This window comes from Pseudomonas sp. (assembly GCF_049301935.1).
GTDB lineage: Bacteria > Pseudomonadota > Gammaproteobacteria > Pseudomonadales > Pseudomonadaceae > Aquipseudomonas.
Genome location: NZ_JBAQLP010000005.1, coordinates 21,343 through 38,822 on the forward strand (window position 1 = coordinate 21,343; position 17,480 = coordinate 38,822).

The following is a 17,480-nucleotide window of genomic DNA, read 5'->3' on the forward strand; positions in this document are numbered from 1 at the left end:
CGCTCAACCCATCCTACGGCGCCTGCGTCTACACGGCCTGCGTAGGATGGGTTAGCCGCGTAGCGGCGTAACCCAGCGCCTCGGCTGCCTGTCTCTACTCGTCCCCCGGCACGCCATAGCTGGGCGCGGCGGTGGGGTCGAGGGCGCGGATGATGTAGTCCTGCATCTGCGGGCGGTAGGCTTGCCAGAGCTGATCCAGCTGGCCAATCGGGTTGTTATCGGCCCAGTCCACGCGCAGGTCGATCAGCGGCCAGGTGAGGTCGCCGACCACCTTGAGCGCCGCCGAATGCACCGGCCCGGCTTCGCCGCCGGCCACCATGGCCGCATGCATGGCGGCGAGCAGGCGCTCGGCCAGCAGCCCCTGGCTGTGTTCGAAGGCATCGACCATGGCGCCGATCACTTTCGGTGAGGCCAGCAGGTTGCCGGCTGCCACGCATTGTTCGCCGGCCAGGGCGTTGTGCAGGCCCAGGGCCTGGCTGCCGGAGAACAGTGCGCTGCGGCCTTGGCTGTCGAGCAGCGCGACCTGGCGGTACTGGCTGTAGCCGTTGCGACTGAGCGCCTGGTCCAGCGCCGCCGCCGGCTCCAGCCCGTTTTCCAAGGCATCGAGTATCTGCGGGCCGAGGGCCGGCAGGGTGATGTTCTGGCTGGCCACCGCACCCACCCCGGCGCGTAGCCAGGGGCAGCGCGCCCCCACGGCGATGCTCGACGAGCTGATGGCGATGCCCAGCTGGCCGGTTTCGGCGCAGCGGCCGACGATGGAAAAGGTCATATGCGTTCCTTACTGGTTCCAGTCATCGGGAATCACCGCGATCACATCGATCTCCATCAGCCACTCCGGCTGGCCAAGGCCGCTGATCACCAGGCCGGTGGAGATCGGGAACACGCCCTTGAGCCACTTGCCGACTTCCTGGTAGACCGGCTCGCGGTAGCGTGGGTCGATCAGGTAGGTGGTGGTCTTAACGATATGCGACAGGTCGCTGCCGGCTTCTTCGAGCAGTTGCTTGACGTTTTTCATGGCCTGCTCGGCCTGGGCGCGTGGGTCGCCGAGGCCGACCAGCTTGCCGCTGAAGTCGGTGCCGATCTGCCCGCGTACATACACGGCGTTGCCGGCGCGTACGGCCTGGCACAGGTCGTTGTCGAGATTCTGATTGGGGTAGGTTTCTTTGCTGTTGAACATGCGGATGCGGGTATGGGTGGGCATCGACTTGCTTCCTGTAAGGGGAGGGGTTGAGGAGGCCCCGCAGGGCCTCGTTCAGCGAGCGGGGTAAGGCGCTCAGTCGGCGAGCTGGCGCGCGGCGCTGTCGCGGTAAGCCAGATAGGTGCGCTGGGTGGCGATATGCCCGGCGACGTGTTTGGCGTCGTGCCACACGCCCCAGATAAAGCTCGAACCGCGACGCGACAGCCACGGCAGGCCGAGGAAGTACACCCCTGGCTCGCTGGACACGCCGCGCTGGTGCTGTGGCTTGCCCTTGGCGTCGAAGGCATTTACCTGCAGCCAGCTGAAATCCACGGCATAGCCGGTGGCCCAGATGATCGAGGTGACGCCGGCCTTGGCCAGGTCCAGTTCGCGCAGCGGCTGGGTCACGCACTCCGGGTCCGGGAGCAGGCGGCGGGCCTCGGGTTCTTCCGGCAGGTCGAGGCCATTGCGGGCGATATAGGCGTCGGCCGCATCCAGCAGCGCCAGGTAGTTCTTATCGCCGTTCTTAAGGTTTTCCAGCAGATCGGGCTGGAAGCTCACCACGCCGTTGTCGAAGGCTTTGGTCAGGCCGACCAGGGTCATGCCCTGCTGCGCCAGGCCCCGGAAATCCACGGTATGGCCGCCGCGGGCACCGCTGACGGCGATGGTCACGTGCTCCTTGCCCGGCTGGGCGGCTTCCGCATCCCACTCGCCGAGCACGCCGAGCCACCAGCAGAAGTCACGGTTGCGGTAGCTGCGCGGCGGCCGATCATGCGGGCCGACCGAGAGGTAGACCTGGCGCCCGGAGCGCTGCAGTTCATCGGCGATCTGCACCCCCGACGAGCCGGCACCGACCACCAGCACCGCGCCCTCGGGCAACTGCTGCGGGTTGAAATAGGCGGCGGAGTGGATCTGGTACAGGCCTTCGTCCTTGGGCGCGATGGCCGGAATCAGCGGACGCTGGAACGGCCCGGTGGCGCAGACCACACGATGGGCTTGAATCACGCCGGCTGAGGTTTCGATGGTGAAACCCGGACGGTCGCTGTTGCGCACCACCTTCTTCACCTCCACGCCGGTGCGGATCGGTGCTTCGAACTTCTGCGCATAGGCCTCGAAATAGGCGGCCATGCGCTCTTTCGGCGCGAAGGCGTCGACGTCGAGGTCGTCGAATTCCAGGCCCGGAAAGCGGTCGTGCCAGGCCGGGCCGTTGGCCACCAGCGAATCCCAGCGCCCGCTGCGCCAGGCTTCGGCAATACGATTGCGTTCCAGCACCAGATGCGGCACGCCGAGCTTGCTCAGGTGCTCGCTGATGGCCACACCGGCCTGACCGGCACCGACCACCAGGGTGTCGATTGCTGTTCCTTCAAGGCTCGCGCCGGTGTGCCTGTGCAAGGCGCTTTGATTCAGGTCGGTCATGGCAGGGGTCCTCTGATTCCGAACGTTGTTGTTCTATTGCGGCGATGTGTGGGGCTTGGCCGCATTCTGTTCGGCGCCGAGGAATGGCGAAATTATGATTTTTGTAGTCGCTGGCAAGGTAAAAACGTGCCCACCCGTAAAGCGCCGGGGCGGCGTGGCAGAGGGCTTGGGCTATAGGTTTTTTAGCGGCAGAGGCGACAAATTAGCTGGTGTGGCGAGGGGGGGCGCAAGCGCTTGTGGATGGTCGCAGATACGTGAGGTGCTCACGCCTGTGTCAGGCGGCTGCGCATGGCCATTGCCAGTGCATCAACGGCCCGCTGCGCGGTTCAGGGTCGCGGTTTTTTCGGGCACACGCATAGCTCTGAGTTATGCATAACATAATAAATATACATTTGATAAATGCTAGGCGCGGGCGGATTCTTGGCTCGCGGCGGTGACCAGGCGGTCATCCAGTGCGATGTGAAGACGGCTTGCGGGTGACGGCCGCTTGCACCGCGAAACCCGACTCCAGAGGAAAATAAGATGAATAAGACTCTCCGTTCCCTGTTGCTTTGCGCCGGCCTCGGCCTTCTGCCGTTCGGCGCCGCCCAGGCCGCCGAAGGCAAGACCCTGCGCATCGCCACTGAAGGCGCCTACCCACCGTTCAACTACTACACCGCCGACGGCCAACTGGCTGGTTTCGATATCGAGATCGGCCAGGCCCTGTGCGAGCGCATGCAGGCCAAGTGCAGCCTGGTGGCTCAGGAGTGGGACGGCATCATCCCCGGGCTGCTGGGAGGGAAATACGATGTGGTGATCGCCTCCATGTTTATCACCGCGGAGCGCAAACAGAAGGTGGCCTTTAGCGACCCCTACCAGAAGTCGGCGATGACCTTCGTGGTGGCCAAGGATTCCGAGCTCAAGGACTTCAGTCCGACCGCCCTGGCCGGCAAGGCCATCGGTGCCCAGGGCGCAACCACCCAGGCCGATTATCTGATGGCCAGGTTCCCCGAGTCCGATGTGCGCCTGTATCCGACTCAGGATGCGGTGAACCTGGACATGGCCTCCGGACGCCTGGATGCCCAGGTCGGCGACATGATCCCGATGCTCGACTGGACCCAGAAGTCTAAAGATGGCAGCTGCTGCCGCCTGGTCGGCGCGCCGATCAGCGACCCCAAGTATGTCGGCGAGGGCGTCGGCATGGCCGTGCGCAAGGAGGATGAACAACTGCGTCAGCAGCTGAACCAGGCGCTGGCGGCGATCATCGCCGATGGCACCTACCAGGCCATCAACGACAAGTTCTTCTCGGTCAATCTGCTGACCCTGGAGCAGTGAGCCAAGCACGGCCCACCCGCTGAACGAGAAGAGGATTTGTTATGGACTGGCTCATCTACCTGAGCTTCGGTGACGCCGGCTGGGGCGACGAGTTGCTGCAGGGCTTTGGGGTCACCCTGGCCCTGGCGCTGGCCAGCCTGCCGGTTGGGCTGCTGCTGGGCCTGCTGGTGGCGGCGCTGGCGCTGTTTGGCGCACGCCCGGCGCGCGCCCTGGCCCTGGCTTTCAGCACCACCCTGCGCGGCCTGCCCGAGCTGCTCACCCTGTTTATCATCTACCACGGTGTGGGCATGGGCCTGAACGCCCTGTTGCGCTGGTATGACCCCGAGGCTGGCTATCTGGAGCTGAGCCCCTTTATTGCCGGGGTGCTGGCCCTGGGCCTGGTCTTCGCCGCCTATTCCAGCGAAGTCTGGCGCGGTGCCTGGCAGGCCCTGGATGGCGGCCAGCGCGAGGCGGGACAGGCCATGGGCCTGCGCCGGCTGAGCATCTTCCGGGTGATCGAGCTGCCGCAACTGCTGCGCCTGGCGTTGCCGGGGCTGGGCAACCTGTGGATCAACCTGCTCAAGGACACTGCGCTGGTCTCGGTGATCGCCTTGAGCGACCTGATGCGCATGGCCAATATCGCCGTGGGCACCACCAAGAAGCCCTTTCTGTTCTTTCTCGTGGTGTGCCTGGCCTACTGGCTGGTGTGTCTGCTCTGCGAATGCCTGCTGGGCCGCATGGAGCGCCGAGCCGGCCGCGGTTACCGCACGGGAGGGCAGGCGGCATGATGGATATCCTCACGCGGTTTTCCGCCCAACTGCTCTCCGGTGCTGGCCTGACGTTGCAACTCACCGCCATCGCCGCACTGCTGGCCTGCGCCCTGGCGCTGCCCTTGGCCATCGGCCGCTGCAGCGACTGCACCCTGCTGCGCTGGCCGATTCGCCTGTTCGTCTCGTTCTTGCGCGGCACGCCGCTGCTGGCCCAGCTGTTTCTGGTGTATTACGGCTCCGGTCAGTTTCGCGCCGAGCTAAGCCAGCTGGGGCTGTGGTGGTTCTTCCGTGACCCCTACTACTGCGCGTTGCTGACCTTCGTCCTCAACTCCACGGCCTATCAGGTGGAGATCCTGCGTGGCGGCCTGCGTGCGTTGCCCTACGGGCAGATCGAGGCGGGCGTGGCCATGGGCCTGTCGCGCTTTAACCAGTACCGCGCCATCATCCTGCCCAATGCCTACCGCATCGCCTTTCCGGCCCTGGGCAACGAGATCATCCTGCTGCTCAAGGGCAGTGCGGTGGTCAGCGTAATCACCCTGTTCGATGTGATGGGCCAGACCCGGCGCATCTTCTCGCAGACCTTCGACCTGTCCGTGTACCTCTGGGCGGCCGTGCTCTACCTGCTGCTGACCAGCGCCTTCGTCTGGCTCTGGCGGCGCCTGGAGCTGTGCCTGACCCGGCATCAGCGCCTGCGCCAGGCGCCGTCCACCCTGTCTTCAGCCGCTGCCAAGCGGGTATCCGCCGGAGTTTCTTTATGACCAACGCTGCCTTGCAGGTGGAAGACCTGCACAAGACCTTCGCCGGTATCGAGGTGCTCAAGGGCGTTTCGCTGACCGCCGAGAAGCACGACGTGATCAGCATCATCGGCTCCAGCGGCTCGGGCAAGAGCACCTTGCTGCGCTGCATAAACCTGCTGGAGTTCCCCGACAGCGGCCGCCTGCGGGTGCACGGCGAGGAGCTGGAGCTGGGCACCAACCGCCGTGGCGGGCGTTCGCGGCGCTTCCAGCGGCAGATCGAGCGGGTGCGCGCGCGTCTGGCCATGGTCTTCCAGTCGTTCAACCTGTGGTCGCATATGACCGTGCTGGAAAACGTGATGCTTGGCCCTTGCCTGGTGCACAAGCGCAACCGCACCGATGTGGAAGCCCAGGCGAAGAAGCTGCTGGCCCGGGTCGGCATGCTGGAGAAGTGCCAGATGTACCCCGACTGCCTGTCCGGCGGGCAGAAGCAGCGGGTGGCCATCGCCCGCGCCCTGGCCATGGACCCGGAGGTGATGCTGTTCGATGAGCCCACCTCGGCCCTGGACCCGGAGCTGGTGGGCGAGGTGCTCAAGGTGATCCGCGAGCTGGCCGAGGAGGGCCGCACCATGATCATGGTTACCCACGAGATGCGCTTCGCCCGCGAGGTGTCCTCCAAGCTGGTGTACCTGCACCAGGGCCGCATCGAGGAGCAGGGCAGCCCCGAACAGCTGTTCAATGCCCCGCAATCGGACAACCTGCGCCGCCTGCTGGCCAGCCAATACTGATGTTCAACTGTTTTGTTTGAGTGAGTGATGCCATGAGTCAAGTCGTCTCCCTGCACCCCTGGAATCGAGCGCAGCACCTGGAAAGCGCCCATAACCAGCTGCTGATCGATGGGGTAAGCGCCCTTGATCTGGTCGAGCGCTATGGCTCGCCGCTGTTCGTCTACTCGGAAAGTAAACTGCGCGATAACGCCCGGGATATCCTGGGCAACTTCCGCCGCGTGCACGGCAACACCCGGGTCTGCTTCGCCAGCAAGGCCTGCGCCAACCTGGCGGTGCTCAAGCTGTTCAAGGACTGCGGCCTGGACCTGGAGGTCAACTCCGGCGGCGAGTTCTACAAGGCGCAGCTCGCCGGCTTCGCCCCGGCGCAGATGGTGTTCAACGGTGTGGCCAAGCAGGTCGGCGAGCTGCGCGAGGTGATAGGCGCCGGGATCAAGGCGATCAACGTCGATTCGCTGTCGGAGCTGGCGCGCATTCTCAGCGTGGCCAGTGAGCTGGGCCAGCAGGCGCGGGTCAGCCTGCGCATCATCCCGGAGATCCAGGGCGGCGCCGCTGCCGGTTGGCAGACCGGCACTTCCAGCTCCAAGTTCGGTATGACCGCCGCCGAGCAAAGCGAGGCCATCGAACTGATTCTTGCCCAGCCGCAGCAGCTCAAGCTGGTGGGCGTGCATGCCCATATCGGCACCCAGATCACCGACATTGCGGTGTATCAGACCGAGGCCAACTTCCTGATCGACTATGTGCGTCAGGTCAGTGAGCGCCTGCCTTACCCGCTGGAGCATGTGAACCTGGGCGGCGGCTTTCCGAAGAACTACAGCAGCGCCGAGGCCAACTTCGATACGGTGGCGCCGCACTACCGCGCCAACTACCGCACCGAGATCGACTTCGCCCTGCTTGCCGAACACCTGATCAGACCGGTGGCCCAGGCATTGGGTGAGCAGATCGAGCTGATCGTCGAGCCGGGGCGCAGCATGGTCAGCGATACCGCGATCCTGCTGACCCGCATCGAGGCGCACAAACAGCGCCAGGGTCGCCCGGTGTTCTACCTGGACGCCGGCTATAGCGTGCTGTTCGACCTGTATAACGGCTGGTACTTCCATATGCTCAATGCCTCCCGCGCCGATGACCGGGACACCCAGCATTGCCGCATGGCCGGGCCGCTGTGCGACAGCAGCGACACCTACTACGACATCGAGGGTGAGGGCGCGGTGGCGGACCTGATCGCCGAAGAGCCGGCGCTGGCCGAGCATCGTGCGGTACTGGAACAGGTGCTGGTGCAGCAGCCCAACCTGCGCGAGCTGCCGGCGGCCACCGCCCAGGGCGATGTGATCGCCCTGCTCGACGTAGGCGCCTACGCCCTGGAGATGATGAGCCAGTACTGCGGCCGCCAGTCCGCTGCCGCGGTGTTGGTGGACCTGCAGCAGGGCAGCCGGCTGATCCGTCGTCGTGGCGAGTACGCCGATCTGCTGGCCCATGACCTTGACTGAAACCGGGCTTGCGCGCGATAGCCTGAGCGGTGCACTGTTGCCCCCGGAGTGGCCGAGATGACGGCCTGCCTGGGAGAACCACCGATCATGCTGTCGCCCCGCGAGCGCTTGCTGCGCAACCTGGACTGGAACCTGCTGTACACCTTTCTGGTGATAGTCGAGGAAAGCAGCATCACCGGCGCGGCGCGCAAGCTGTCGCTCAGCCAGCCCAGCGTGAGCAATGCCCTCAAGCGTCTGGAAGAACACCTGGGCATGCGCCTGATCCAGCGCAAGAAGGGCATGTTCTCCCTCACCGAACAGGGCTTGCGGGTCTACGAGTACATTTCCTCGGCCGGCAGCATTATCGGCAAGATGGCCGAGCAGTACGCCGGCGAGGCCGGTGCGGTGCTCGGCGAGTTGCATATCCAGGTGGCCAGCCATGTCAGCTGCCAACCCTTCGACGACAGCCTGGCGCAGTTTCATCGCCTCTATCCCAATGTGCTGATCAGCCTCAGCTCCCAGCCCAGCGCCGATATCGTTGACGCGGTGGCTCGGGGCAGCCTGCATATCGGCATCAGCAACAAGAAAACCGCCCAGACCGGCCTGCACTTCGACCTGCTCGGCTACGAGCAGATGGCCTTCTATTGTGGTCCGCGCCATCCGCTGTTTGGTCGCGCGGACCTGAGCGCGGCGGACCTGCGCGGCCTGGCCTATGTCTCCTTCGAGAGCGATCAGCCCGGCGAGGGCCTCAGCGCGGTCAACTCGGTGCGCACCGAACAGCAGTTCTGGGGGCGCCTGGTGGCGGTGTCGCCCAACGAGGAAGAAGTGCGCCGGCTGATCCTCGCCGGCCTCGGCTTCGGCGCCCTGACCGTGGAAGGCGCCAAACCCTTTGTGGCGCAGAAGCTGTTGTTCCAGCTGCCGCCCTACGACGAGCTGCCGGTTAACGAGGTGTACTTGGTCACCCCGGAAAACCAGCTGCTGACGGATGTGGAACAGCTGTTTATCGGCCTGCTGCGCGCGGCCACCGTGGCGGTGGTTAGGGCGCGGTATTTTAAGCCGTAGGGTGCGCACGGCGATTATCTGGGGCCACCTCAAGTATGTCGTTTACGCCAATCGCGCGGCAGCGGTTCAGCGACAATACTGTTCGCACGTTCCCTAACGGAGTTCGCCCCATGACTCACCCCAACGCCGCGCTGATCAGCCGTTTCTACCAGGCCTTCCAGCAGCTGGATGCCGAGACCATGGCCAGCTGCTATAGCGCGGACGTGCAGTTCAGCGACCCGGTGTTTACCGACCTGCGTGGTGCGGCGGCTGGCGATATGTGGCGCATGCTCTGCGCCAAGGCGCAGGGCTTTTCCCTGACCTTTGACGGCGTGACAGCGGATGATCAGTCTGGAACGGCGCGCTGGGTGGCGACCTATACCTTTAGCCAGACCGGCAATACGGTGGTCAACTCTATCGAGGCCAACTTCCGCTTTCGCGATGGCAAGATCAGCGAGCACCAGGATCATTTCGATCTGTGGCGCTGGGCCGCTCAGGCGCTGGGCCTCAAAGGTCGGTTGCTGGGCTGGGCGCCCTTTGTGCAGAACGCCATTCGCCAGCAGGCAGCCAAAGGTTTGGCAGCCTTTCAGAAGAATCGTTAACAGTCCGTTGAGAAACTACCTACGTTGGCAATACTGCGTTAAAAACAGGCTCGGATTGCTCATGTACAAAAGTACACTCCGCTTCCTCGCCTGTTTTTGCCTTGTCTTGCCTGCCTCGCTACGTTTTCAACGGTCTGTTAAGCTCGGCGACCGTGTTTGCCTGCCGATCTTCATAATGCCTGAAGTGCTCCCTGTGGAAAGTCCCGCTGCCGCCAAGCCCTGGTTTGTTTACCTGGTGCGGGCGGCCAATGGCGCGTTGTACTGCGGCATCAGCGACGACCCGCACAAGCGCTTCGCCAAGCACCAGAGCGGCAAGGGCGCGCGCTTCTTCCACTCCAGCCCGGCGCAGGCCCTGGTGTATATCGAACCCTGCGCCGGCAAAGGCGATGCGCTGCGCCGCGAGCGGGCGATCAAGGCCCTGAGCAAACCGGCCAAGGAAGCCCTGGTCGCCGCCATGCCTGTTATCGCCGTCACTGATAACGCGTTATCAGGCTAAGCGGGTAGGCCGCCAGGGCTTGCGCGGTTAAGCTGCGGGTCTACCTGAACTGCTGCGGAGCCTGTTATGCACGAGTTGATCCTGCACCATTATCCGACCTCGCCCTTCGCCGAAAAGGCGCGGTTGATGCTCGGTTTCAAGCAGCTGTCCTGGCGCTCGGTGATGATTCCGCCAATCATGCCCAAGCCGGATCTGACCGCACTGACCGGTGGCTACCGCAAGACTCCGGTGTTGCAGGTGGGCGCGGATATCTATTGCGACACTGCGCTGATCGCTCGCCGTCTGGAAGCGGAAAAGCACACCCCGGCGCTGTTCCCCGAAGGCCAGGAATTCAACGTCGCCTGCTTCGCCCAGTGGGCCGATTCCCAGGTATTCCTGCATGCGGTCAGCCTGGTGTTCCAGCCGGAATCCATTGCCGCGCGCTTCGGCAAGCTACCGCCGGAGTTTCTCAAGACCTTTATCGCCGACCGTTCGACCCTGTTCAATGGCGGCCTGGCAACGCGTATTCCGCTGGATGTGGCCAAGCACCAGTGGCCCACGCTGATGACGCGTCTGCAGCAACAGCTTGAGCGCGAGCAGGGCGACTTCCTGTTTGGCGCGCCGTCGCTGGCCGACATCGCCATGGCTCACCCGCTGTGGTTCCTGCGCGGCACGCCGGTGACTGCGCCGTTGGTCGACGCCTACCCGGCGGTGACCACCTGGCTGGCGCGGGTGCTGGACTTCGGTCACGGCTCGTGCAGTGAAATGAGCGGCGAAGAGGCTGTCGGTATCGCCCGCGACGCCACCCCGGCCGCGCTACCGGATGCCGCACTGGCTGATCCCAATGGTTTTGCCGTTGGCCAGCAGGTGGCGATTTCCGCCATCGATTACGGGGTGGATGCGGTCGAGGGTGAATTGGTCTTCAGCGGCAGCGAAGAGCTGATCCTGCGCCGCGACGACCCACGCGCCGGCACCGTGCATGTGCACTTCCCACGTATGGGCTTCGCCATCAAGCCACTGTAAGGCCGAAGCACTCGGCGCGCTCTGTTGAACGCGCGCGCCGAGGTTTCAGTACGCGGCCCGCATCGCCTGCGGGTCGTAGCCGTGAATAAGCGTGCCCTTGATATCCAGCAGGGGCACGCCACGGCCACCCAGGGCCTTGAAGGTCGCCTCTCCGGCGGCATCCTTTTCGATATCAATCTCGCGGTACGCCACCTGATCCTCTGCCAATAGCTCGCGGGTCTTGGCGCAGTAGCCGCACCATTGCGTGGCATACAGCACCACTTCGCCCGGCCGATCGGCCAGCGGCGGCTGCAACCAACCCTGCAGGTCATCCCAGTATTGATAGAGCGCCAGCGCGCTCAACAGCAGAACAACTTTCTTCATGGGCACTCCTTGCCGTTGGGGTGATGGACTCAGTTTTTGCGCCGCTTGAGCTGATCGGTCAGCTGCGTCGGCAGGTTGCGAATCACCAGGGTGTCGCTGCTCTCGTCGTACTCGATCTTTGAGCCCAGCAGGTGCGCCTCGAAGCTGATCGACAGGCCTTCGGCGCGCCCGGTAAAGCGCTGGAACTGGCTAAGGGTGCGCTTGTCCGCCGGAAATTCCGGGGCCATGCCGTAATCCTTGTTGCGGATATGCTCAAAGAAGGCCTTGGGCCGTTCTTCGTCGATCAGTCCGGATAGCTCGTCGAGGGTGATGGGCTCGCCTTGCTTGGCCTGGTTTGCGGCATAGCTGACCAGGGTCTTGGTCTTCTCGCGGGCCTGTTCTTCGGGCAGGTCTTCGCTTTCGACGAAATCGCTGAAGGCCTTGAGCAGGGTGCGGGTTTCGCCCGGGCCGTCGACGCCTTCCTGGCAGCCGATAAAGTCGCGGAAGTATTCCGAGACCTTCTTGCCGTTCTTGCCCTTGATAAAGGAGATGTACTGCTTGGACTGCTTGTTGTTCTGCCACTCGGAGATATTGATCCGCGCCGCCAGGTGCAGCTGGCCCAGATCCAGGTGCTTGGCCGGGGTCACGTCCAGCGCCTCGTTCACCGCCACGCCTTCGCTGTGGTGCAGCAGGGCGATCACCAGATAATCGGTCATGCCCTGCTGATAGTGGGCGAACAGCACATGGCCGCCGGTGGACAGGTTGGATTCTTCCATCAGCTTTTGCAGCTGCTCCACCGCCTGGCGGCTAAAGGCGGCGAAGTCCTGGCCGTCTTCCAGGTAGTTCTTCAGCCAGCCGCTGAACGGATAGGCCCCGGACTCCTCATGGAAAAACCCCCAGGCCTTGCCTTGCTTGGCGTTGTAGCTCTCATTGAGGTCGGCGAGCATATTCTCGATGGCCTGGGACGCGCCCAGTTCGGTGTCCCGGGCATGCAGCACGGCGGGGGTGCCATCGGGCTTTTTGTCGATCAGGTGGACGATGCAGTGGCGGATCGGCATGGGCGAGGTCTTCAGCTCAGTCGCAGGGGGGTGATGGCTCCGGGCTGTTGGCGAGGCCAACACGGAACCGGTCTACAAAATGTGCGCAGAGTTTACCTGAGTACAGGTCTCTCTCCATCTGCCCGCGTGCCATGCCGGGTGGTTAAGTCGCCCGAAATCTGCCTCTGGAGCTCAATATCTAATGGCTAAATGCTGGCCAATTGCGCTCATGTTCGTCGATAAGTTCTTATTTTCAAGAAAATTATAGATATCGGTTCGCGCAGATGAATATCCACGTCTAGGTTATGTAGCGTCCACACGACGCAGTAAAGGGACCTATCGCGGCGGTGTCACAAGCGCTGCCGCACCTAAACGCTCCATATATGGATTGGAGGCAGCATGCATAACAAGATTGTGAAAAGCGGCTTAATTGTGGGAGGCCTACTGGCGGCGATCTCGGGCGAGGTGCTCGCAGATGCGAACAAAAGTAGTAGCCAACTGTTTAATGCGTTTTGGAGCCCGACCCGCTTGGGTCCTCTGGAATGTCGTTTTGGCCTGCTCAACAGCACTACCTTGGGGTTGCCGCGCTGTATGCAGGCGAGCAACACCGCCACTCACCTGCAGATGTTCAAGGATATTGCCCAGGCCAATGGCGGTAATCGTGCTGCGGGCTTGCCGGGTTACCAGCGTTCAATCGACTACGTGAAATCCACCCTGGAAAGTGCCGGCTATCGCGTAGAGGTGCAGCCATTCCCCTTCACCGCCTATTACCCACAAGGGCCCGGCGAGCTGCAGGCCTTGGCACCGACGCCAGCGCTGTATGAGTGGGATGTGGACTTTACCTACCTGTCGCAAACCGAAGAGGGTGAGGTCAGTGCGCAAGTGGCGGCTGTGGATATCGCCCTGGGCGTGGGTAACCTGTCGAGCAGTGGTTGTGAGGCGGAGGACTTTCTCGACTTCCCCTCCGGTTCCATCGCCTTGTTGCAGCGCGGCAGCTGTAACTTCCAGTTGAAAGCGGAGAACGCCGCTGCTGCCGGTGCTTCAGGGGTGATCATCTTCAACCAGGGCAACAGCGAAGACCGTAAGGGCTTACTGAATGCCACCCTGGGTGACAGCTATGCCGGTGGTATTCCGGTGTTCTTCGCCACCTACGATGTGGGGGTGGGCTTGGCGCAGAGCGCAGAAACCCAGGTGCGCATGCTGGCTGACGTGGTGCGCGAGCGCACGCAGACCTTCAACCTGATCGCCGAGAGCCGTTACGGCGATGCCAACAATGTGGTGATGGCTGGGGCTCACCTCGACTCGGTGTATGAGGGTGCCGGCATCAACGACAACGCCTCAGGCAGCGCCGCGTTGCTGGAACTGGCGTTGCAGCTGCAGAAGGTGCGACCGAAGAACAAGCTGCGTTTTGCCTGGTGGGGCGCTGAGGAGTCGGGGTTGGTCGGCTCGACTTACTATGTCAACCAGCTGCCGGCCGAGCAGAAGGGCAAGCTCAAGGCGTACTTGAACTTCGACATGATCGCTTCGCCAAACTTCGCCTACTTCATCTATGACGGCGACGGTTCTGCGTTCGGTCTGCAAGGTCCACCCGGTTCGGCAGCCATCGAGAAGCTGTTTGAGGAGTACTACAAGTTGCGCGGTTTGCCTTCTGAAGGCGATGAGATCACCTTCCGTTCGGATTACGCGCAGTTCTTCCTCGATGGCATCGCCTTCGGTGGTTTGTTCACCGGGGCCGAGGTGCTGAAGACGCCAGAGCAGGCCAACCTTTATGGCGGTACTGCGGGGATCGCGCTTGACCCTTGCTACCACGCCAGTTGCGATGACCTGAACAACATCGCCCAGCGTGCTCTGGAGATCAACGGCGATGCGATGGCCTTTGTGACCAGCTGGTTGTCGTTCTCCACCAAGGTGGTCGATGACCAGATCGAGGCGGCCAAGGCCGAGAAGAGTGTGGCGCGTAGTGCCCAGAGCTACGACATCACCCACTGGGGCAAACACTGGATCAAGTGAGCGGTTGAAATGCCAAGCCCCGCCAGGGCTTAGCTTTGGCGGGGTTTTCTTTGTCTGCAATAAATCTAGGTGGCGGCTTGTGCTGCGGGCTTAGCTGGCCGTCAACTGGCGCTGCTGCAGCGCATGCAGCCGCTCGATCATATAGCGCAGGTGCATATGCAGCTGGTACAGCTCGCTGGAGTAGGACAGCGGCACCTCGACCCGCGCCAGCTCGTCTTCCAGGCGCTCCAGGCGGGCGATTTCGGCGTCCAGGTCGCTCGGCAGCTTGCCCTTGTAGAGCAGCTGGTCGATCTCGCGCAGGTGCTTGTACCAGCGGTAGATGCGCGCGCGGATACGCCACTGGTAGATCGGCCCCACGGCCTTGAACAGCGGGAACAACAGCACCAGCAGCGGGATGGCCAGGATGATATAGCGGTCGGCCAGCGAGGCGATGCGAAATGGCAGGTAGCGCTGCAGGATCGGCAAGCCCTTGGCGTAGTAGTAATCGGCCTCAGCCAGGATGTTCAGTGACAGCGGCGGCCGGGCCGGGTAACTGCCGGCGGGGTCGAGCAGGCTGCCGTTTTTCAGCACGGTTTTCGCCGCTTCGAGGATCAGCGGAGTGAGTGAGGGATGGAACTCTTCACCCGCCACCAGGGTGGCGACCGGGCCGAGGGTAACGATGTCGCGCTCCGGGCTGTTGTGCTGCATATCGAGCATGCCCTCGCCGACTTCCAGGCGGCTGAGATAGGGCAGGCGCGCCAGATAGGCCTCGCTGCGGCGCAGGCTGACCAGGCGCACCTTGGGTTCGGCCGCGAGGCGCTGGATCAACGGATTTTCCGCCGGGCCGACGAAGAAGGCGGCGTCCAGCTTGCCATCAATCAGTGCATCGGCAGCCTTGCTGCCGCCCAGTTGCTGCCAGCGCTTGGGGTAGTCGGCCGGTTCGATGCGGTTGGCCGCAAACAGCGCGGCGGTTACCGCCTGGGTGCCGCTGTCGGCCGAACCTATGGCCAGGCGCAGCTTGCGCAGGTCGGCCAGGCGCTGGAACTTGACCTTGCGGCCGGTGAACAGCCATAGCGGCTCGCGGTACATCACGCCCAGGCCATTGAGCTTGCCGCGCGCCTCCTCGCTCAGGCTCAGCTCCTGGCCGCTCTGTACCAGGGCCAGCTCCACCTCGCCCTGGCCGAGCTTGGCCAGGTTGTCCGCGGAACCGGCGCTCTCCACCAGTTCTAGGTCGAAGCCCTGCAGCGCCAGTTCGGCTTGCAGGCGTTCGGCGAAGGCGTGGTAACCGCCGCCCGCAGCACCGGTAGCCATACGCGCATGCATCGGTGGCGGCGGCGCGGCGAAGTAGAACAGCGCGCCGACCAACCCGGCCAGCACCGGCACTATCCACAGGTTGGTGAGGATCAGGATTTTCAGATCGCGGAGGATGCGGCGCATGGTCGGTCCTTGTTATTGCCTGGGCTGAGGATAGCCGCAATGCTCCTTCAAGCTAAGTGTCCTGCGCGCGATTATCAGCTGCTTAGGCTGGCCAGCCGGCCATTACGTTGCTCGCGCCAGCGGTCCAGCAGGCCGAGCACCAGCAGCAAGCCCAGGGCATACCAGGCGTCCATGCCGAGCATCAGCAGCACCAGGCCGCACAGCAGTGCGCTGAATGCGGCCAGGGCGCGCCAGATGCCACGCAGCAGCACCACACCGGCGGCCATGCTGAGCAGGTAGATCACCACGAAGTTGCCGTTGGCGTAGCGGATCAGGTCGTCCACCGTCAGGTCGAGCACGTTGGCCAGGCTGGCGCACAGGGCGCAGCTGAGGATCACCAGCAGCAGTGCGCGGGCCGGTACGCCGTGCTGGTTGCGCTGGGCCAGGCTGGCCGGCAGTTTGCCTTCGTCGGCCAGGCTCCAGATCAGCCGGGCGAAGCCCTGCATATAGACGTTCATCGAGGCAAAGCAGGCCAGATAGCCCACGGTGGCGGCGATCCAGCGTGCCTTCTCGCCCAGCAGCAGGTCGAGCATGCGCGGCAGCGATGCGGCATCGGTCTGCACATCGCCGTAGCTATGCAGGCTCAGCACCGCCACCGAGCAGGCCCAGTACACCAGGCCGGCCAGCAGCACGCCCAGCAGCAGCGCCAAGGGGAAGTCGCGCTCGGGGTTCTTGAACTCCTCGCCCATATGGGTAAAGGCCTCGATGCCGACAAAACACCAGAACATCACCCCCAGCGCCGCCGGCAGCAAGTGCCAGGAGCCGCTGATCGGCGGCAGCAGCGGCTGACTGCTGACAGGCAGATCGCCGACCCACCAGATCAAGGAGATGGTGGCGATAATCGCCACGGCAATCGCGCCCTGAATCATTCCGCTGGCCTTGGCCGGACGTTGGCCGAGTAGCAGCATGGCGGCGATGGTCGCCAGCTGGATCGCCAGGGCTTGGCTACGGCTCAAGTCGAAGAGCGTTTGCCAGAACCCGCTGGCAATATTTAGCGCCGCCGGTAAACCCACCGGCAGCACGGCAAGAAACAGCAGGGCACTGAGGCGCTCCATGCGCGGGCCGAAGGCGCGGCCAATCAGGTGCGGCGCGCCGCCGGCATGGGGGAAGTGGCGACCCAGCTGGGCGAAGGTAAAGGCCACCGGCAGCACCAGGGCGATCAGCAGCAGCCAGGCCCACAGCGAGGCCTCGCCGGCAGCGGTGGCGGCCAGCGCCGGGATCACGAAAATCCCGGTGCCCAGCAGCGAGGTACTCAGCAGGCCAATCCCTTGCAGCAGGCCCAATTCCTGATTCAGACGGCTCATGTTGTATGCTCTGCGGTTTCGTTCGCCATGTTAAATCGCCCGCCTGTTACAGGCTGCTGGCGAAGCGTCGGCTTTGACCGGCGAGTTGGCGCAATTGACCGTCGAGTTGCCTTTTTTGAGAGCCCCGCGTGGATAAGTTCGATCAGCAGATACTCGCCCTGTTACGCGCCGATGCGCGTTTGCCCGTCAGCCAGATCGCCCGCGAGGTCAACCTGTCGCGCTCGGCGGTCAGCGAGCGGATTCGTCAGCTGGAACACAGCGGCGTGATCGGCGGCTACCAGGCCCAGGTGAGGCTGCCCGGCGAGGCCGCGATCAAGGCCTATCTGGAGCTGTTCTACCAGGGCGGGCGCTGCGAGCACTATGTCGAGCTGATGCGGGTGTACCCCGAAGTGCGCCGCTGCAGCGGCATCAGCGGCGAGACCGATATGCTGGTGGTGATCGAGGCGTCGAGCATGCAGCGGCTGAGCGAGATTCGTGGCGAGATCGAAAACTTCCCCGGCATGCAGAAAGTGAAGACCCATATGGTGGTCAAGGATTGGGTGTTCTAAGC

The 17,480-nt window shown here is 63.6% G+C and carries 18 protein-coding genes; 11 read left to right on the plus strand and 7 right to left on the minus strand.

Features of this window, described 5'->3' with window-relative positions:
- Positions 1-94 precede the first annotated feature (94 nt).
- From WA145_RS00555 to WA145_RS00565, 3 genes are all read right to left on the minus strand, one after another.
- On the minus strand, positions 95-769 hold the full coding sequence (locus tag WA145_RS00555) for a DUF1028 domain-containing protein (RefSeq protein ID WP_422579696.1): 675 nt from the start codon (positions 767-769) through the stop codon (positions 95-97).
- A 9-nt stretch (positions 770-778) separates the two neighbouring features.
- The gene (locus tag WA145_RS00560; RefSeq protein WP_422579697.1) at positions 779-1,201 is read right to left on the minus strand and encodes a RidA family protein; all 423 of its coding nucleotides are present in this window, start codon (positions 1,199-1,201) and stop codon (positions 779-781) included.
- Positions 1,202-1,273: 72 nt separating this feature from the next.
- Positions 1,274-2,593 carry a flavin-containing monooxygenase gene (locus tag WA145_RS00565; RefSeq protein WP_422579698.1) on the minus strand — a complete coding sequence of 440 codons (1,320 nt, stop codon included), beginning with the start codon at positions 2,591-2,593 and terminating at the stop codon, positions 1,274-1,276.
- A gap of 522 nt (positions 2,594-3,115) precedes the next feature.
- On the opposite strand from WA145_RS00565, the gene WA145_RS00570 reads away from it, so the two are divergent.
- From WA145_RS00570 to WA145_RS00610, 9 genes are all read left to right on the plus strand, one after another.
- Positions 3,116-3,907: an ABC transporter substrate-binding protein gene (locus WA145_RS00570; protein WP_422579699.1), complete on the plus strand. Its 792-nt coding sequence runs from the start codon at positions 3,116-3,118 to the stop codon at positions 3,905-3,907.
- Between the two features lie 41 nt (positions 3,908-3,948).
- The gene (locus tag WA145_RS00575; RefSeq protein ID WP_422579700.1) at positions 3,949-4,674 is read left to right on the plus strand and encodes an ABC transporter permease; all 726 of its coding nucleotides are present in this window, start codon (positions 3,949-3,951) and stop codon (positions 4,672-4,674) included.
- Entirely contained in the window at positions 4,671-5,414 is a 744-nt protein-coding gene (locus tag WA145_RS00580) for an ABC transporter permease (protein WP_422579701.1), read from the plus strand. Before WA145_RS00575 ends, WA145_RS00580 begins: the two co-directional genes overlap by 4 nt.
- Positions 5,411-6,178, plus strand: a complete 768-nt coding sequence (locus WA145_RS00585; RefSeq protein WP_422579702.1) for an ATP-binding cassette domain-containing protein — start codon at positions 5,411-5,413, stop codon at positions 6,176-6,178. Before WA145_RS00580 ends, WA145_RS00585 begins: the two co-directional genes overlap by 4 nt.
- Before the next feature lie 32 nt (positions 6,179-6,210).
- Positions 6,211-7,662 (plus strand): diaminopimelate decarboxylase, encoded by a 1,452-nt coding sequence (lysA, locus tag WA145_RS00590; RefSeq protein ID WP_422579703.1) that lies wholly within the window; start codon positions 6,211-6,213, stop codon positions 7,660-7,662.
- Between the two features lie 57 nt (positions 7,663-7,719).
- The gene (locus WA145_RS00595) at positions 7,720-8,703 is read left to right on the plus strand and encodes a LysR family transcriptional regulator (protein WP_422579704.1); all 984 of its coding nucleotides are present in this window, start codon (positions 7,720-7,722) and stop codon (positions 8,701-8,703) included.
- A gap of 110 nt (positions 8,704-8,813) precedes the next feature.
- Positions 8,814-9,284 carry a nuclear transport factor 2 family protein gene (locus tag WA145_RS00600; protein WP_422579705.1) on the plus strand — a complete coding sequence of 157 codons (471 nt, stop codon included), beginning with the start codon at positions 8,814-8,816 and terminating at the stop codon, positions 9,282-9,284.
- A gap of 175 nt (positions 9,285-9,459) precedes the next feature.
- Positions 9,460-9,780, plus strand: coding sequence for a GIY-YIG nuclease family protein (locus WA145_RS00605; RefSeq protein ID WP_422579706.1), 321 nt, complete (start codon positions 9,460-9,462; stop codon positions 9,778-9,780).
- A 66-nt stretch (positions 9,781-9,846) separates the two neighbouring features.
- Positions 9,847-10,782 (plus strand): glutathione S-transferase family protein, encoded by a 936-nt coding sequence (locus WA145_RS00610; protein ID WP_422579707.1) that lies wholly within the window; start codon positions 9,847-9,849, stop codon positions 10,780-10,782.
- 45 nt (positions 10,783-10,827) lie between these two features.
- On the opposite strand, the gene WA145_RS00615 is transcribed toward WA145_RS00610, so the two are convergent.
- A complete protein-coding gene (locus WA145_RS00615; RefSeq protein WP_422579708.1) occupies positions 10,828-11,145 on the minus strand; it encodes a glutaredoxin family protein in 318 nt (105 codons plus the stop codon).
- A 29-nt stretch (positions 11,146-11,174) separates the two neighbouring features.
- Complete coding sequence (gene yejK, locus WA145_RS00620) at positions 11,175-12,182, minus strand: nucleoid-associated protein YejK (protein WP_422579709.1); 1,008 nt, start codon at positions 12,180-12,182, stop codon at positions 11,175-11,177.
- Positions 12,183-12,560: 378 nt separating this feature from the next.
- On the opposite strand from yejK, the gene WA145_RS00625 reads away from it, so the two are divergent.
- The gene (locus tag WA145_RS00625) at positions 12,561-14,171 is read left to right on the plus strand and encodes a M28 family metallopeptidase (protein WP_422579710.1); all 1,611 of its coding nucleotides are present in this window, start codon (positions 12,561-12,563) and stop codon (positions 14,169-14,171) included.
- 90 nt (positions 14,172-14,261) lie between these two features.
- On the opposite strand, the gene WA145_RS00630 is transcribed toward WA145_RS00625, so the two are convergent.
- A complete protein-coding gene (locus tag WA145_RS00630; protein ID WP_422579711.1) occupies positions 14,262-15,587 on the minus strand; it encodes a TAXI family TRAP transporter solute-binding subunit in 1,326 nt (441 codons plus the stop codon).
- Positions 15,588-15,661: 74 nt separating this feature from the next.
- Positions 15,662-16,930 (minus strand): L-methionine/branched-chain amino acid transporter, encoded by a 1,269-nt coding sequence (gene yjeH, locus WA145_RS00635; protein ID WP_422579712.1) that lies wholly within the window; start codon positions 16,928-16,930, stop codon positions 15,662-15,664.
- Positions 16,931-17,058: 128 nt separating this feature from the next.
- Here yjeH and WA145_RS00640 point away from each other — a divergent pair, with 128 nt between their 5' ends.
- Positions 17,059-17,478, plus strand: a complete 420-nt coding sequence (locus WA145_RS00640; protein WP_422579713.1) for an Lrp/AsnC family transcriptional regulator — start codon at positions 17,059-17,061, stop codon at positions 17,476-17,478.
- The last annotated feature ends 2 nt before the right edge of the window (positions 17,479-17,480 follow it).

Excerpts from the sequence above, each read along its gene's own strand:
- WA145_RS00625 (WP_422579710.1), top strand. The coding sequence starts at position 12,561 with ATGCATAACAAGATTGTGAAAAGCGGCTTAATTGTGGGAGGCCTACTG.
- WA145_RS00565 (WP_422579698.1), bottom strand. The coding sequence starts at position 2,593 with ATGACCGACCTGAATCAAAGCGCCTTGCACAGGCACACCGGCGCGAGC.
- WA145_RS00615 (WP_422579708.1), bottom strand. The coding sequence starts at position 11,145 with ATGAAGAAAGTTGTTCTGCTGTTGAGCGCGCTGGCGCTCTATCAATAC.
- WA145_RS00595 (WP_422579704.1), top strand. The coding sequence starts at position 7,720 with ATGACGGCCTGCCTGGGAGAACCACCGATCATGCTGTCGCCCCGCGAG.
- WA145_RS00600 (WP_422579705.1), top strand. The coding sequence starts at position 8,814 with ATGACTCACCCCAACGCCGCGCTGATCAGCCGTTTCTACCAGGCCTTC.
- WA145_RS00585 (WP_422579702.1), top strand. The coding sequence starts at position 5,411 with ATGACCAACGCTGCCTTGCAGGTGGAAGACCTGCACAAGACCTTCGCC.
- WA145_RS00570 (WP_422579699.1), top strand. The coding sequence starts at position 3,116 with ATGAATAAGACTCTCCGTTCCCTGTTGCTTTGCGCCGGCCTCGGCCTT.
- lysA (WP_422579703.1), top strand. The coding sequence starts at position 6,211 with ATGAGTCAAGTCGTCTCCCTGCACCCCTGGAATCGAGCGCAGCACCTG.
- WA145_RS00630 (WP_422579711.1), bottom strand. The coding sequence starts at position 15,587 with ATGCGCCGCATCCTCCGCGATCTGAAAATCCTGATCCTCACCAACCTG.
- WA145_RS00610 (WP_422579707.1), top strand. The coding sequence starts at position 9,847 with ATGCACGAGTTGATCCTGCACCATTATCCGACCTCGCCCTTCGCCGAA.
- WA145_RS00560 (WP_422579697.1), bottom strand. The coding sequence starts at position 1,201 with ATGCCCACCCATACCCGCATCCGCATGTTCAACAGCAAAGAAACCTAC.
- WA145_RS00555 (WP_422579696.1), bottom strand. The coding sequence starts at position 769 with ATGACCTTTTCCATCGTCGGCCGCTGCGCCGAAACCGGCCAGCTGGGC.
- yjeH (WP_422579712.1), bottom strand. The coding sequence starts at position 16,930 with ATGAGCCGTCTGAATCAGGAATTGGGCCTGCTGCAAGGGATTGGCCTG.
- yejK (WP_422579709.1), bottom strand. The coding sequence starts at position 12,182 with ATGCCGATCCGCCACTGCATCGTCCACCTGATCGACAAAAAGCCCGAT.
- WA145_RS00605 (WP_422579706.1), top strand. The coding sequence starts at position 9,460 with ATGCCTGAAGTGCTCCCTGTGGAAAGTCCCGCTGCCGCCAAGCCCTGG.
- WA145_RS00580 (WP_422579701.1), top strand. The coding sequence starts at position 4,671 with ATGATGGATATCCTCACGCGGTTTTCCGCCCAACTGCTCTCCGGTGCT.
- WA145_RS00575 (WP_422579700.1), top strand. The coding sequence starts at position 3,949 with ATGGACTGGCTCATCTACCTGAGCTTCGGTGACGCCGGCTGGGGCGAC.